The following is a 12,953-nucleotide window of genomic DNA, read 5'->3' on the forward strand; positions in this document are numbered from 1 at the left end:
CGTCCCACCCCCGACCTTGGTCGGCGCAGGTCGAGCCCGAGGTCGGTGGTGGGCCGACGCCGGTCGCCCTAGCCTGAGCGGGTGCCCGACCGCCCCGCCCCGCCGCCGCTGACCCGGTTCCAGGAGGGCTGGCGGCTCACGGTGGCGGCGCTGGGCGGCCTGCTGCTCTGGGTCGGCCAGTTCGGTACCAACGACCAGCCGGTCGTCTGGTTCGCCGGGCTGGACCTGCTGCTCGGCAGCGCCAGCGTCGTCGCGGTGCACTGGCGGCGACGGTGGCCGGCCACCGTCGCGTGGCTGACCACGCTGACGACGGCGTTCTCGTCGACGGCGGGGGTCGCCGGGGCCCTCGCCTACGTCTCCCTCGTCACGACCCGACGCTGGAAGGCGATCGTCCCGGTGTCGGTGGCCGGACTCGGGACCGGGTCCCTCTACGAGCTGGTCGCGCCCGGGTCCGGGCTGCCGGGCGACGAGCTGCCGTGGTGGACGACGCTGGTCTTCCTCGCCCTGTTCACCGCCGTCGCCCTCGTGGCCGGTCTCTACATCGGGGCGCGGCGCGACCTCGTGCAGTCCTACCGCGACCGGGCGGAGACGGCCGAGCGGGAGCAGGCGGCCCGGGTGGAGCAGGCCCGGATGGGCGAGCGCGCCCGGATCGCCCGGGAGATGCACGACGTGCTGGCGCACCGGATCTCCCTCGTCGCCCTGCACGCCGGGGCGATGACCTACCGCACCGACCTGGGCGCCGAGGAGCTGCGCTCCTCGGCCCGCGTGGTGCAGGAGAACGCACACCTGGCCCTGAGCGAGCTGCGCGACGTGCTGGGCGTCCTGCGGGACCGGACGCCGGGGCCCGCGGCGGTCGGCCCCGGGCCCTCGCCGCCGCAGCCGCAGCCGACGCTCGCCGACCTGCCGGCGCTGGTCCGCGAGACCCGTGAGGCCGGCACGCCCGTCCAGGTCGCCGGCCGGCTGGCCGATCCGGCAGCGCTGCCCGACGCCGTCGGCCGGACCGCCTTCCGGGTGGTCCAGGAGGCCCTCACCAACGCCCGCAAGCACGCTCCGGGCTGCCCGGTGGTCCTGCGGCTCGACGGCACCCCGGGCGCCCGGCTGGAGGTCGAGGTCAGCAACCCGCTGCTGCGCTCCCCGGTCCCGGCCGGCGACCGGGCGTGGGGTCCGGCCGGGCTGGGGGCGGCCTCCCCGGTCCCCGGGGCGGGGCTGGGCCTGGTCGGCCTGGCCGAGCGCGTCGGGCTGGCCGGAGGCGGGCTGGTGCACGGGCCGGCCGCCGGTCGCTACGAGGTCCGCGCCTGGTTGCCGTGGCCCGCGTGAGCGAGGGGACCGGGCCGGACGGCGTGGTGCGCGTGCTGCTGGCCGACGACGACGCCCTGGTCCGGGCGGGACTGCGGATGATCCTCGGCGGCCATCCCGACCTCGAGGTCGTCGGCGAGGCCCGCGACGGGGTCGAGGCCGTGGAGCTCGCGGGGGCGCTGGCCGCGGACGTGGTGCTGATGGACATCCGGATGCCGCGCCAGGACGGCCTGGCCGCCACCGAGGTGCTGCTGCGGTCGGGGTCGCCGCCGGCGGTGCTGGTGCTGACCACCTTCGACACCGACGACAGCGTGCTGACCGCCCTGCGGATCGGGGCCAGCGGCTTCCTGCTGAAGGACACCCCGCCCGACCGGATCGTCGACGCCGTCCGGCGGGTGGCCACCGGGGAGCCGATGCTCTCCCCCAGCGTCACCGCCCAGCTGATCGCCGCGGTCGCCGGCGGCCAGCAGCCCGACCGGGCTGCCGCGGCCCGCTCCCGGCTGGCGGGCCTCACCGAGCGGGAGCGGGAGGTGGCCCTGGCCGTCGGCGCCGGACGCACCAACGCCGAGATCGGGGCCGCGCTGTACATGAGCGTCGCCACGGTGAAGGCCCACGTGTCACGGGTGATGGCCAAGCTGGGCGTCGAGAACCGGGTCCAGGTGGCGATCCAGGTCCACGACGCCGGGCTCGGCTGACGGGACGGCTCAGGCCAGCAGATGCCGGCCGGCCCGGCCCAGGCCGGCCCAGGACACCACCGCGCCCACGGCGAGCAACCCCGCGCCGATCAGCATGGCCACGACGAAGCCCCGGCCGAGTGCGGCGGCGTCGTCCACCCCGGCCCCACCCAGCCCGGCCACAGCGGGCACGACGGCGATGGCGAGCAGCCCGGCAGAGCGGGCGGTGGCGTTGTTGATGCCGGAGGCGGCCCCCGCGAGGTGGTCGGGCGCGGCGGCGAGCACGGCGGCGAGCACGGCGGCGGTGAGCGGGGCGACGGCACAGGACAGGCCGAGGCCGAGCAGCAGGACCGAGGGCAGCACGTCGGTCAAGAAGTCCGCGCCCGGGCCGATCCGCAGGGCGGCGACGAAGCCCGCCCCGGCCAGCAGGCAGCCCAGGGTCATCAGCGTCCGCGGTCCGTGCCGCTGCGCGGCCGCCCCGGCCCGGGCGGAGAGCAGCAGCATGCAGGCGGTGACGGGGAGGACGGCGGTGCCGGCGGCGAGCGGACCCCAGCCGCTGACCACCTGCAGCTGGAGCACGATGAGGAAGAAGTAGACCGCCAGGGCGGCGTAGACGAACACCGTCACCAGGTTGGTCGCCGCGAAGACGCGGTCGGTGAACATGTCGAGCCGGACCAGGGGCTGGGCGGCCCGCCGCTCGACGACGACGAAGGCCGCGCCCGCCACCAGACCCAGCAGTCCGGCGCCGACCAGCACCGGGTGCCAACCGCTGCGGCCGGCCTCGGTCAGCGCGTAGGTGAGCCCGCCGAGGGCGAGGACCACCAGCACGGTGCCGGGCAGGTCGACGTGGCCGGTCCCGGCCACGACCTCCTCGTCACGGCTCTCCGGGACGTGCCGCAGCGTCACCACGACGATCAGCGCGGCGACCGGGAGGTTCACCAGGAACACCCAGCGCCAGTCGAGGCCGACCAGCCAGCCGCCGAGGAACGGACCGACCGCGCCGGCGATGCCCCCGAGGCCGGACCAGGCGCCGACGGCGCGGGCGCGGTCCTGCGGCACGAAGCTGGCGGAGATGATGGCGAGGCTGCCCGGGGTCAGCAGGGCGCCGCCGACCCCCTGCAGGGCGCGGGCGGCGATGAGCACCTCCTCGCCGGGCGCGAGGGCGCAGAGGGCGGACGCGACGGCGAACCAGACCACCCCGACCAGGAAGACCCGGCGGCGGCCGTAGAGGTCGCCCAGCACGCCGCCCAGCAGGATCAGTGCCGCCAGCGTGAGGGTGTAGGCGTTGACCACCCACTGCAGGGCGGTGAAGCCGGCGTCGAGGTCCCGGCCGATGGCGGCCAGCGCCACGTTGACGACGGTGCCGTCCAGCTGGGCCAGGCCGGAACCGGCGATGGTGGCCAGCAGCACCCAGCGACCCTGCCGGGTGCCGGCCCGGACGAGTCCGGTCGGGGCGACGGTCACGCCGTCCCCCCGGACCGGCTCCGGGCGTGCGGACGGGCCGCGCACACCGTGCGCGGCCCGTCCGTCGAGCTGGTCACCGAGAGGTGAGGAGTGGGGTCACTCCGCCTCGGGCTTGGTGCGGTTCGGGTCCAGCGGGACGCCGGGGCCCATCGTGGTGGAGAGCGTGATCTTCCGCAGGTACCGACCCTTGGAGGCGCTGGGCTTGAGCCGCAGGATCTCGTCGAGGGCGGCGAAGTAGTTCTGCTCCAGCTGCTCCCGGGTGAAGGACGCCTTGCCGATGATGAAGTGCAGGTTCGCGTGCCGGTCGACCCGGAACTCGATCTTGCCCCCCTTGATGTCGGTCACGGCCTTGGCCACGTCGACGGTCACCGTGCCGGTCTTGGGGTTCGGCATCAGACCACGCGGGCCGAGCACACGGCCGAGGCGGCCGACCTTGCCCATCAGGTCCGGGGTGGCGACGACGGCGTCGAAGTCGAGGTAGCCGCCGGCCACCTTCTCGATCAGCTCGTCGGAACCGACCTCGTCGGCCCCGGCCGCCTCGGCGGCCGCCGCCCGGTCGCCAGTGGCGAACACGAGGACGCGCGCCGTCTTGCCGGTGCCGTTGGGCAGGTTGACCGTGCCGCGGACCATCTGGTCGGCCTTGCGGGGGTCGACCCCCAGCCGCATGGACACGTCGACGGTCTCGTCGAACTTCGCCTTGGTGTTCGCCTTGGCGAACTCCATCGCCTCGCCCGGCGCGTAGAACTTCTCGGCGTCGATCTTCTCGGCGACGCTGGTGTAACCCTTGCTGCGCTTCATCTTCTGGTTCCTTCCAGGAGTGGTGACGAGCCGCGCTCGGCTCTCCCACAGATCAGTCGTGCCCGCCCCCCGAGAGGTTCGAGGAGCAGTGGTGCGGTGGTGCAGGTGCGCCCTTCGACGAGCTCAGGGAGCGTGGTGACCGGCGCCGAGGATCGCGCCTCCGTCGAGGGGTGCAACCAGCGGAACACGCTTTTCGTTCCCTGAGTGCGACGTCGACGGAGGTTGCAGCGATGCGAGCGACCGAGCGGAGCGAGGTCCGACTAACCCGAGACCGTGACGCCCATGCTCCGCGCGGTGCCCTCGACGATCTTCATCGCGGCGTCGACGTCGTTGGCGTTGAGGTCCGGGAGCTTGGTCTCGGCGATCTCGCGCACCTGGGCCCGGGTGATCTTGCCGACCTTGGTGGTCTGCGGGACGCCGGAGCCCTTGGTGACACCCGCGGCCTTCTTGATCAGCTCAGCGGCCGGCGGGGTCTTCGTGATGAAGGTGAACGTGCGGTCCTCGTAGATGGTGATCTCGACGGGGATGACGTTCCCGCGCTGCGACTCGGTCGCGGCGTTGTAGGCCTTGCAGAACTCCATGATGTTGACGCCGTGCGGACCGAGGGCGGTACCGACCGGCGGCGCCGGGGTGGCGGCGCCCGCGTTCAGAGCGACCTTGACGAGGGCCGCGACCTTCTTCTTGGGAGGCATTGCGTGTGGGTCCTTCTGGGTGTGCGGCAGGCGAGCGCCCGCCGCGGTCGTGGTGCCGGGTCGTGCGACCCGGCGTGGGTGGTGGTCGGGCCGTGCGGCCCGGCCGGCCTCAGACCTTCTGGATCTGAGGGAAGGTCAGGTCGACCGGGGTCTCGCGACCCAGGATCTCGACCAGGGCCTTCAGCCGCTGGTTGTTCACGTTGATCTCGGTGATGGTCGCGTGGACCCCGGCGAAGGGGCCGTCCACCACCATGACGGAGTCGCCCACCGCGAAGTCGGCCACCTCGACCTTCTTCTTGCGGCGGCTCGGGGTCTCGCTGGCGGCGTTGGCGGCCGCGACGACGGCCGGGGCCAGCATCTTCTCGACCTCCTCCAGGCTCAGCGGCACAGGCGAGTTCGAGTGGCCGACGAAGCCGGTCACCGACGGCGTGTGCCGCACGGTCGACCAGGACTCGTCGGTCAGGTCCATCCGGACCAGGACGTAGCCGGGGAGCACGGTGCGCCGGATCTGCTTGCGCTGACCGTTGCGGATCTCGGTGACCTCTTCGGTCGGCACGATGATCTCGTAGATGAAGTCCTCCATGTTGAGCGAGGACACCCGGTTCTCCAGGTTCTGCAGCACCCGGTTCTCCATCCCGGAGTAGGTGTGCACGACGTACCAGTCGCCCAGCTTGGCGCGGAGCTCGCTGCGGAAGGCCTCGAGGGCGTTCGTGCCGGCCTCGGACTCCTCCTCGTCGTCCTCGTCGTCCTCCTCCTCGGGCTCCGGCTCGCCGAAGTTGAGGTCGATGCCGTCACCCTCGCCGGCCACGGCGCCCCCGGTGGAACCGGCGCCGAAGTCCAGGTCGATGCCGAGGTCGTCGTCGGCGCTGCGGTGGTACTCGCCCTCGCCGAAGTTGATGTCGAAGTCGGTCTGCTGGACCGCGGTGTCGTCGTCGGAGGTGCGCGGGAGCGCGTCGCTCACCGGGGTGCTCTCGGCAGCGCCTTCCAGCGGCTCCGCGTTCTTCTGCGGCTCGTCGGCTGAGAAGGTGTCTGACACGTGGATATCTCCGTCACTAGTGGGGGTGTGGGTCATCAGGCGAAGACCCGGAAGATCGCCCAGCCCAGGCCGAGGTCCAGCAGGCTGACGTAGGCGATCACGAACAGGACGAAGACCAGCACGACGACGAAGTAGTTGAGCAGCTGCTGGCCGGTCGGGTAGACGACCTTGCGCAGCTCGCCCACGGACTCCTTGACGAACCCGCGGGGGCCGGTGCGGCGCACCTTCTCGGGCCGGTTGCGCGACGGCGTCGCGACGCCCTTGGACCGCGGGGCGGGGCGGCGGTCGCGCGCCGGGACGACGTCGCGGCCGACGGCGCCGGCCGCGACGGGCTCCAGCTGGTCGACGTGGGCGTCCACGTCGTCGTCGTCGACCTTCTCGTCGTGGGCGCTGCCGGACCCGGAGTGGTCGAGGTCGGCGACGTCGGACCGGCCGGCGGTGTCGTACCCCGACGCGGCGAGCTCGGCGCCGGTGGGCTCGCGGCCCTCCTCGACCTCGCGGTCGGCGTCGCCGTCCGCGGCGTCGGCCCGCAGGGCGTGCGACCCGGACGAGCCCGTGAGAGGCGCGGAGAGGTCATCGGAGGTCGGCTCGCCGGCCGTCCCCTCCTCGTCCTTGTCTGCCACGGTGTGACCTTCCCTCGCGTTGACGCTGGCCTGCTGGTCCGACCTCGGACCGCGCCGGCCCCGGACCTGGCCTTCGCAGGGCAAGAGGGACTTGAACCCCCAACCTTCGGTTTTGGAGACCGATGCTCTGCCAGTTGAGCTATTGCCCTTCGGTGCTTCCCGCCGGCGACCCCGTCCGCCCTGAGGGCGCACGAAGACGCTGGTGTTCGTCACCAAGAGGTCGAGTGTACAGAGGTCCCGAGCCCGAGTCGAACCGGACCGGAGGGGCTCCGCACCCGTCCTGCGGGTCCGAGGTTACCCGAAACCGGCCCCGGGGTCCGCACCCGAGAACCCGGTTGCCGTCTCGTCCCCACGGCGGCGATCCTGCCCGGATGAGCCCGGGTCCGCGCTGGTGAGCGTCGTCGACGCGCTGGCCGCCGGTGCCCTCGTCGGGCTGGCGGTGGCCCTGCCGCTGGGGCCGGTGGGCTGCCACCTCGTCGGCCTGGCGGCACGGAGCCCGCGCCGGACCGCGGTCGCCGCGGCCCTCGGCGTCGCCGTCGTCGACCTCGGCTACGCCCTGGCCGCGGCGACCGGGGGGCTGGTCCTCGGCCGGGCCGTCGCCCGGGTCGCCCCGGTCCTGGAGCTCGTGGCCACGGCCGTGCTCGTGGCGGTCGGGGTGCACGCAGCGGTCCAGGCCGTGCGGCGGTTCCGCTCCCCCGTGCCGGTCGGGCGGCGCACCCCACCGTCGGCGCTGCGCGCGTTCGCGACCACGGTGGCGATGACCGCGGTGAACCCGGCGACGCTGCTCACCTTCGTGGCCGTCGTGGTCGGCGGCGCGGGACCGACCACCGCCCGCGGCGCCGCGGCGGCCGCCTTCGCGGTGGCCGCCGGTGCCGCCTCCGCCGCCTGGCAGCTGGTGCTCGTCGGCGGCGGGGCGCTGCTCGGGCGGCTGCTGACCGGGCGCACCGGTCAGCTGGCCGTCGGGCTGGCCTCGGCGCTGCTGCTGCTCGGCCTGGCCGTCGGGCTGCGGGTCAGCGGCTAGGCCTGCCCGCCGAGCTGCTGCTCGAGGGCCGCGAGCAGGACGCAGACGGCGAGGCCCTCGATGGCCTGGGCCACCGCGTCCGGGCTGGGCATCGTGGGGGCGATCCGGATGTTGCGGTCCCGCGGGTCGCGGCCGTACGGGAAGGCAGCGCCGGCGCCGGTCATCGCGATGCCGGCGTCCTTGGCCAGGGCCACCACCCGGGTGGCGGTGCCGTCGGCGACGTCGAGGCTGATGAAGTAGCCGCCGTCGGGGTCGGTCCACGTCGCCGCGCCGTGCCCGCCGAGGCGGTCGGACAGGATCTGGTCGACCAGGGCGAACTTGGGCGCGATGATCGCGCGGTGCGCCCGCATCAGCGCCCGGACCCCGTCGGCGTCCCGCAGGAAGCGCGCGTGCCGCAGGTGGTTCACCTTGTCGGGGCCGATGGTCCGCTTGCCGAGGTGCCCGAGGTACCAGGCGACGTTGGCCGCGGACGAGGCGAAGAACGAGACGCCGGCCCCCGCGAAGGTGATCTTCGAGGTGGAGGCGAAGAGGAAGACCCGGTCGGGGTTCCCGGCCTCCGCGGCCAGGCCGAGCACGTCGAGCGCCGGCGTCTCCACGTCGGTGAGGTGGTGGACCGCGTAGGCGTTGTCCCAGAAGATGCGGAAGTCCGGTGCGGCCGTGGGCATGGCCAGCAGCGCGCGGGTGACGTCCTCGCTGTAGACGGCGCCGGTCGGGTTGGCGTAGGTCGGCACGACCCAGATCCCCTTGACCGCCGGGTCGTCGGCGACGAGGGCGCGGACGGCGTCCAGGTCGGGTCCGTGCTCGCCGAGCGGCACGGGCACCATCTCGATGCCGAACTGCTCGCAGAGCGCGAAGTGGCGGTCGTAGCCGGGGACGGGGCAGAGGAACTTCACCGTCTCCTCCTGCGCCCAGGGCCGCGGCGAGCCGACGGTGCCCTTGAGGAGGGAGAAGACGATCGAGTCGTGCATGACGGCGAGGCTGGCGTTGTCCCCGGCGACCAGCTGGGCCACCGGCACGTTGAGCAGCGGGGCGAAGATCTCCCGGAGCTCGGGGAGGCCCTGCAGGCCGCCGTAGTTGCGGACGTCGACGCCGGCCGCGTCGGTGCGGTCGTCCTCGCCGGGCAGGGAGAGCAGGGCGTTCGACAGGTCCAGCTGCGCCGACGACGGCTTGCCCCGCGTCAGGTCCAGGGCCAGCCCCTGCGCCACCAGGGCGTCGTAGGCGGCGGACTGCTCGGCGTGCAGCGCGACGAGCTCGTCGCGGCTGAGCTCGGACAACGACATGGGTGCACCACTCCTGCAGGGGTTTCGGGCCGCCGGCCACTCTAGTGGCACGAGCCGGGCCACCCCGCGGCGCGCGGTGCTCGCGCCGCGGGGTGGACGACCGGTCAGCGTCGGGTCAGCGGGCGCCCATCAGGTGCTCGAGCATCAGCTGCTGCAGCCGGACGAAGCCGAAGCCACGGCCGTTGTAGTAGGGCGCCGGGTCGAAGTCCTCGTAGGCGGACCGGTCGGCCCGCAGGGCGTCGTAGCCCTCCCCCGGGTTCAGCGTCGGCTGGCCCAGCTCGGCGACCTTGGCCGCGGCCAGCGCCTCCTGCACCTCCGGGTCGGCCCGGAAGGACTGGGCGCGCTCCTTGAGCAGCAGGTACATCGCCATGTTGGCCCGCGCCGACTCCCACACGCCGTCGTAGTCCTCCGTGCGCGAGGGCTTGTAGTCGAAGTGCCGGGGGCCGTCGTAGGCCGGGCCGCCGTTCGGGCCGCCGTGCTCGAGCAGGTCCACCAGGGAGAACGCGTTCTGCAGGTCGCCGTGGCCGAACACCAGGTCCTGGTCGAACTTGATGGAGCGCTGGCCGTTCAGGTCGATGTGGAACAGCTTGCCGGCGTCGAGGGCCTGGGCGACACCGTGGGTGAAGTTCAGCCCGGCCATCTGCTCGTGGCCGACCTCGGGGTTGATGCCGAACAGCTCGGACCGGTCCAGGGTCTCGATGAAGGCGAGCGCGTGGCCGAGGGTCGGCAGCAGGATGTCCCCGCGCGGCTCGTTCGGCTTCGGCTCGATGGCGAAGCGGAGCCCGTAGCCCCGGTCGGTGACGTACTCGGCGAGCAGGTTGACGGCCTCCCGGTAGCGGGCCAGCGCGGCCTGGACGTCCTTGGCGGCGTCGAACTCGCTGCCCTCCCGGCCGCCCCACATGACGAAGGTCTCGGCGCCCAGCTCGGCGGCGAGGTCGATGTTCTCGAGCACCTTGCGCAGCGCGTAGCGGCGGACGGAGCGGTCGTTCGAGGTGAAGCCGCCGTCCTTGAAGACCGGGTGGCTGAACAGGTTGGTGGTGACCATCGGGACGACGACGCCGGTGCTGGCCAGCACGCCCTTGAGCCGGTCGATCTGGCCGGTGCGCTCGGCGGCGGTCGCCTCCAGCGGGAACAGGTCGTTGTCGTGGAAGGTCAGCCCGTAGGCGCCCAGCTCGCTCAGCTTCTCCACCGCCTCGACGACGTCGAGGGGCTCACGGCTGGCGCCACCGAACTGGTCCTGGCCGACCCAGCCGATGGTCCACAGGCCGAAGGAGAACTTGTCGTCGCGGGTGGGGGTGGGGGTCATCGTCGATCCTTCACGTTCGGAGGTGGTGGGGCGGGCGCGCAGGCGCGGTCCCGCCGGGTGCTCGTCTCGATCCTGCCGTCCGGCACGGCCGCTGTCAATCGTTATCGATAACGTTCTACACGCTAGGCTGGGCCCGTGCCGAGCAGCCGAGCGACCATCCGCGACGTGGCCGCCCAGGCGGGTGTCTCGGTCGCGACCGTCTCCAAGGTGCTGAACGCCCGCTACGGGGTGAGCGCGGCCACGCACGAGCGCGTGCAGCGGGTCATCGACGAGCTGGGCTACCAGTCGAGCATCGTGGCGAGCAGCCTGCGGAGCCACCGCACCGGCGTGCTGGGCGTGCTGGTCGCCGACCTGGAGCCGTTCAGCACGGAGCTGCTCAAGGGCATCGCGACCGCGGTCCGCGGCACCGGCTACGAGCTCGTCATCTACTCCGCCGGTGGCCGCTCGGGCGACCGGGTGGGCTGGGAGCGGCGCTACCTGTCCCGGCTGGGCGGCACCCTGATCGACGCCGCCGTGCTGGTCACCCCCACGACGGTCGACGCCGACAACGCGCTGCCCGTCGTGGCCGTCGACCCGCACGCCGGGGCCGCCTCCGTCCCCACCGTGAGCGCGGACAACACGCGCGGCGCCCGGCTCGCCGTCGACCACCTGCTGGGCCTCGGCCACCGGCGGATCGCCTTCATCTCCGGCTGGCCGGGCCTGGAGTCGACCCGGCTGCGGCAGGAGGGCTTCCGGTCCTCGCTGGAGGCCGCGGGGGTGACGCCGGACCCTGCGCTGGTGGTGGAGGGGGACGCCACGCAGGAGCGCGCGCACACCCTGGCCCGGGCGCTGCTGCGGCTCGACGACCCGCCGACCGCCGTCTTCGCGGGCAACGACATGGCCGCGCTCGGCGTGCTGGCCGCGGCGCGCGAGCTGGGCGTCGCCGTCCCTGCGCAGCTCTCGGTCGTCGGCTTCGACAACGTCCCGGAGGCGGTGATGGCCTCGCCGGCCCTGACCACGGTCGAGCAGCCCATGCAGGCGATGGGCGAGCAGGCGCTCCGGATGCTGCTCGAGCTGCTCGGGGGCGGCACGCCCGCGTCGCGCGTGGTGCTCGACACCCGGCTGGTGGTCCGGCACTCCACCGCCCCGCCGCCACCCGAGGTCGCCGCCCGGCCCTGATCGGGCGATCCGGACCCTTGGGTGACGCGCCCGTCTACGCTCGGGCCATGACCGGGAACTCCAACATCGCCGTTTGGGTCGCCGACCGGGCGCTCTCCGACCCGCACCTGCCCGCGATCAAGCAGGGCGAGACCATCCTCAGCTACGCCGCCCTCGACGGGGCCGCCTCGCGGTTCGCCACCCAGCTGGCCGAGCGCGGGGTCCGCGCGGGTGACCGGGTGGCGCTGATCATGCCGAACGTCGCCTACTTCCCGATCGCCTACTACGCCATCCTGCGGCTGGGCGCGGTCGTGGTGCCGATGAACCCGCTGCTCAAGGCCGGCGAGATCGCCTACACCTGGGACGACGCCGGGGCCCGTGTCGCCGTGGTGTTCCCGCTGTTCGCCGAGGAGGCGTCGAAGGCCGCGGCCAGCACCGGCACCGAGGTGCTGGTGACGGTGCCGCAGGAGTTCGAGCAGGGCCTGTCCGCCACCGAGCCGACCGACGCGGTCGCCGTCGTCCACGCCGGCGACACCGCGGTCATCCTCTACACCTCCGGCACCACCGGCCAGCCCAAGGGTGCCGAGCTCAGCCACGCCAACCTCGGCAGCAACGCCACGACCACCCGCGAGACGCTGATGCCGAACGGGCCGGGCGACGTGCTGTTCGGCGGGCTGCCGCTGTTCCACTCCTTCGGGCAGACCTGCGGCCTGAATGCGGCGATGGCCGGCGGCGCCTGCCTGACCCTGCTGCCCAAGTTCGACGGCGAGCAGGCGCTGGAGGTGATCCAGCGCGACCGGGTGACGATCTTCCTCGGCGTGCCGACCATGTACATGGGTCTGCTCGCGGTCAAGGACCCCGGTCGCTTCGACGTGAGCAGCGTCAAGGTCGGCGCCTCCGGTGGGGCTTCCCTGCCGGTGGAGGTGCTGCACGGTGTCGAGCGGGCCTTCGGCTTCAGCGTCATCGAGGGCTACGGCCTCTCCGAGACCTCCCCGGTCGCCTCGTTCAACCACCCGGACCGCCCGACGAAGCCGGGCTCGGTCGGCACCCCGATCCGCGGCGTCGAGTTCGCGCTGCACGACGAGGACGGGAACGAGGTCGGCGAGGGCGAGATCGGCGAGATCGTCATCCGGGGCGAGAACATCATGAAGGGCTACTGGCAGCGGCCGGAGGAGACCGCCGAGGCGCTGCGCGGCGGGTGGTTCCACTCCGGCGACCTGGCGACGCGGGACGCCGACGGCTTCTACTTCATCGTCGACCGCAAGAAGGACCTGATCATCCGCAACGGCTTCAACGTGTACCCGCGGGAGGTCGAGGAGGTCCTCTACACCCACCCCGCGGTGGCCGAGGCCGCGGTCTTCGGCATCCCGGACGCCACCCACGGGGAGGAGGTCGCGGCCCTGGTGACGCTGAAGGACGGCGCGAGCGCCACGCCGGAGGAGCTCCGCGACTTCGTCGCCGACCAGATCGCGGCCTACAAGTACCCGCGCGTGGTCCGGCTCGGCACGCTCCCCAAGGGCCCGACGGGCAAGATCCTCAAGCGCGAGATCAAGTTCTGAACCTCCTGGCCTCGCTCCGCTCCCCGCACCCTCAGCCCGTCGAAGGGCCTTCGACAGGCTCAGGCAG

Annotated in this window: 12 protein-coding genes and 1 tRNA gene; 5 read left to right on the plus strand and 8 right to left on the minus strand. The window is 73.3% G+C overall.

The window, feature by feature from the left end; translation table 11 throughout:
* Nucleotides 1-81: 81 nt before the first annotated feature.
* Together BLT72_RS17785 and BLT72_RS17790 are read left to right on the plus strand one after the other, a co-directional pair.
* Nucleotides 82-1,317 (plus strand): sensor histidine kinase, encoded by a 1,236-nt coding sequence (locus BLT72_RS17785; RefSeq protein ID WP_091414497.1) that lies wholly within the window; start codon nucleotides 82-84, stop codon nucleotides 1,315-1,317.
* On the plus strand, nucleotides 1,314-1,991 hold the full coding sequence (locus BLT72_RS17790) for a response regulator transcription factor (RefSeq protein ID WP_280949229.1): 678 nt from the start codon (nucleotides 1,314-1,316) through the stop codon (nucleotides 1,989-1,991). Before BLT72_RS17785 ends, BLT72_RS17790 begins: the two co-directional genes overlap by 4 nt.
* Nucleotides 1,992-2,000: 9 nt before the next feature.
* Here BLT72_RS17790 and BLT72_RS17795 read toward each other — a convergent pair whose 3' ends face one another.
* The 6 genes from BLT72_RS17795 to BLT72_RS17820 form a co-directional block, all read right to left on the minus strand.
* Nucleotides 2,001-3,434, minus strand: a complete 1,434-nt coding sequence (locus BLT72_RS17795; protein ID WP_091417775.1) for an MFS transporter — start codon at nucleotides 3,432-3,434, stop codon at nucleotides 2,001-2,003.
* A gap of 96 nt (nucleotides 3,435-3,530) precedes the next feature.
* Nucleotides 3,531-4,232: a 50S ribosomal protein L1 gene (rplA, locus tag BLT72_RS17800; protein WP_091414498.1), complete on the minus strand. Its 702-nt coding sequence runs from the start codon at nucleotides 4,230-4,232 to the stop codon at nucleotides 3,531-3,533.
* 260 nt (nucleotides 4,233-4,492) lie between these two features.
* Complete coding sequence (gene rplK, locus BLT72_RS17805) at nucleotides 4,493-4,924, minus strand: 50S ribosomal protein L11 (RefSeq protein WP_091414500.1); 432 nt, start codon at nucleotides 4,922-4,924, stop codon at nucleotides 4,493-4,495.
* Nucleotides 4,925-5,033: 109 nt separating this feature from the next.
* Entirely contained in the window at nucleotides 5,034-5,996 is a 963-nt protein-coding gene (gene nusG / locus BLT72_RS17810) for a transcription termination/antitermination protein NusG (protein WP_172826107.1), read from the minus strand.
* Complete coding sequence (gene secE, locus BLT72_RS17815) at nucleotides 5,996-6,583, minus strand: preprotein translocase subunit SecE (RefSeq protein ID WP_091414503.1); 588 nt, start codon at nucleotides 6,581-6,583, stop codon at nucleotides 5,996-5,998. The genes nusG and secE overlap by 1 nt, the downstream gene beginning before the upstream one ends.
* 76 nt (nucleotides 6,584-6,659) lie before the next feature.
* Nucleotides 6,660-6,732: transfer RNA gene (locus BLT72_RS17820), tRNA-Trp, on the minus strand.
* A 242-nt stretch (nucleotides 6,733-6,974) separates the two neighbouring features.
* Between BLT72_RS17820 and BLT72_RS17825 the strand changes: the two genes are divergently transcribed.
* On the plus strand, nucleotides 6,975-7,604 hold the full coding sequence (locus tag BLT72_RS17825) for a LysE family transporter (protein ID WP_157720554.1): 630 nt from the start codon (nucleotides 6,975-6,977) through the stop codon (nucleotides 7,602-7,604).
* Here BLT72_RS17825 and BLT72_RS17830 read toward each other — a convergent pair.
* Nucleotides 7,601-8,884 carry an aspartate aminotransferase type Ic gene (locus tag BLT72_RS17830; RefSeq protein ID WP_091414506.1) on the minus strand — a complete coding sequence of 428 codons (1,284 nt, stop codon included), beginning with the start codon at nucleotides 8,882-8,884 and terminating at the stop codon, nucleotides 7,601-7,603. The two genes, BLT72_RS17825 and BLT72_RS17830, sit on opposite strands and share 4 nt — an antisense overlap.
* 115 nt (nucleotides 8,885-8,999) lie before the next feature.
* On the minus strand, nucleotides 9,000-10,190 hold the full coding sequence (gene xylA, locus BLT72_RS17835) for a xylose isomerase (protein ID WP_091414509.1): 1,191 nt from the start codon (nucleotides 10,188-10,190) through the stop codon (nucleotides 9,000-9,002).
* Nucleotides 10,191-10,325: 135 nt separating this feature from the next.
* On the opposite strand from xylA, the gene BLT72_RS17840 reads away from it, so the two are divergent.
* Nucleotides 10,326-11,348 carry a LacI family DNA-binding transcriptional regulator gene (locus BLT72_RS17840; protein ID WP_091414511.1) on the plus strand — a complete coding sequence of 341 codons (1,023 nt, stop codon included), beginning with the start codon at nucleotides 10,326-10,328 and terminating at the stop codon, nucleotides 11,346-11,348.
* A gap of 47 nt (nucleotides 11,349-11,395) precedes the next feature.
* Nucleotides 11,396-12,886, plus strand: a complete 1,491-nt coding sequence (locus BLT72_RS17845; RefSeq protein ID WP_091414514.1) for a long-chain-fatty-acid--CoA ligase — start codon at nucleotides 11,396-11,398, stop codon at nucleotides 12,884-12,886.
* Nucleotides 12,887-12,953 lie beyond the last annotated feature (67 nt).

Origin of the sequence: Friedmanniella luteola, assembly GCF_900105065.1 — a bacterium.
GTDB classification, from domain to species: Bacteria; Actinomycetota; Actinomycetes; order Propionibacteriales; family Propionibacteriaceae; genus Microlunatus; species Microlunatus luteolus.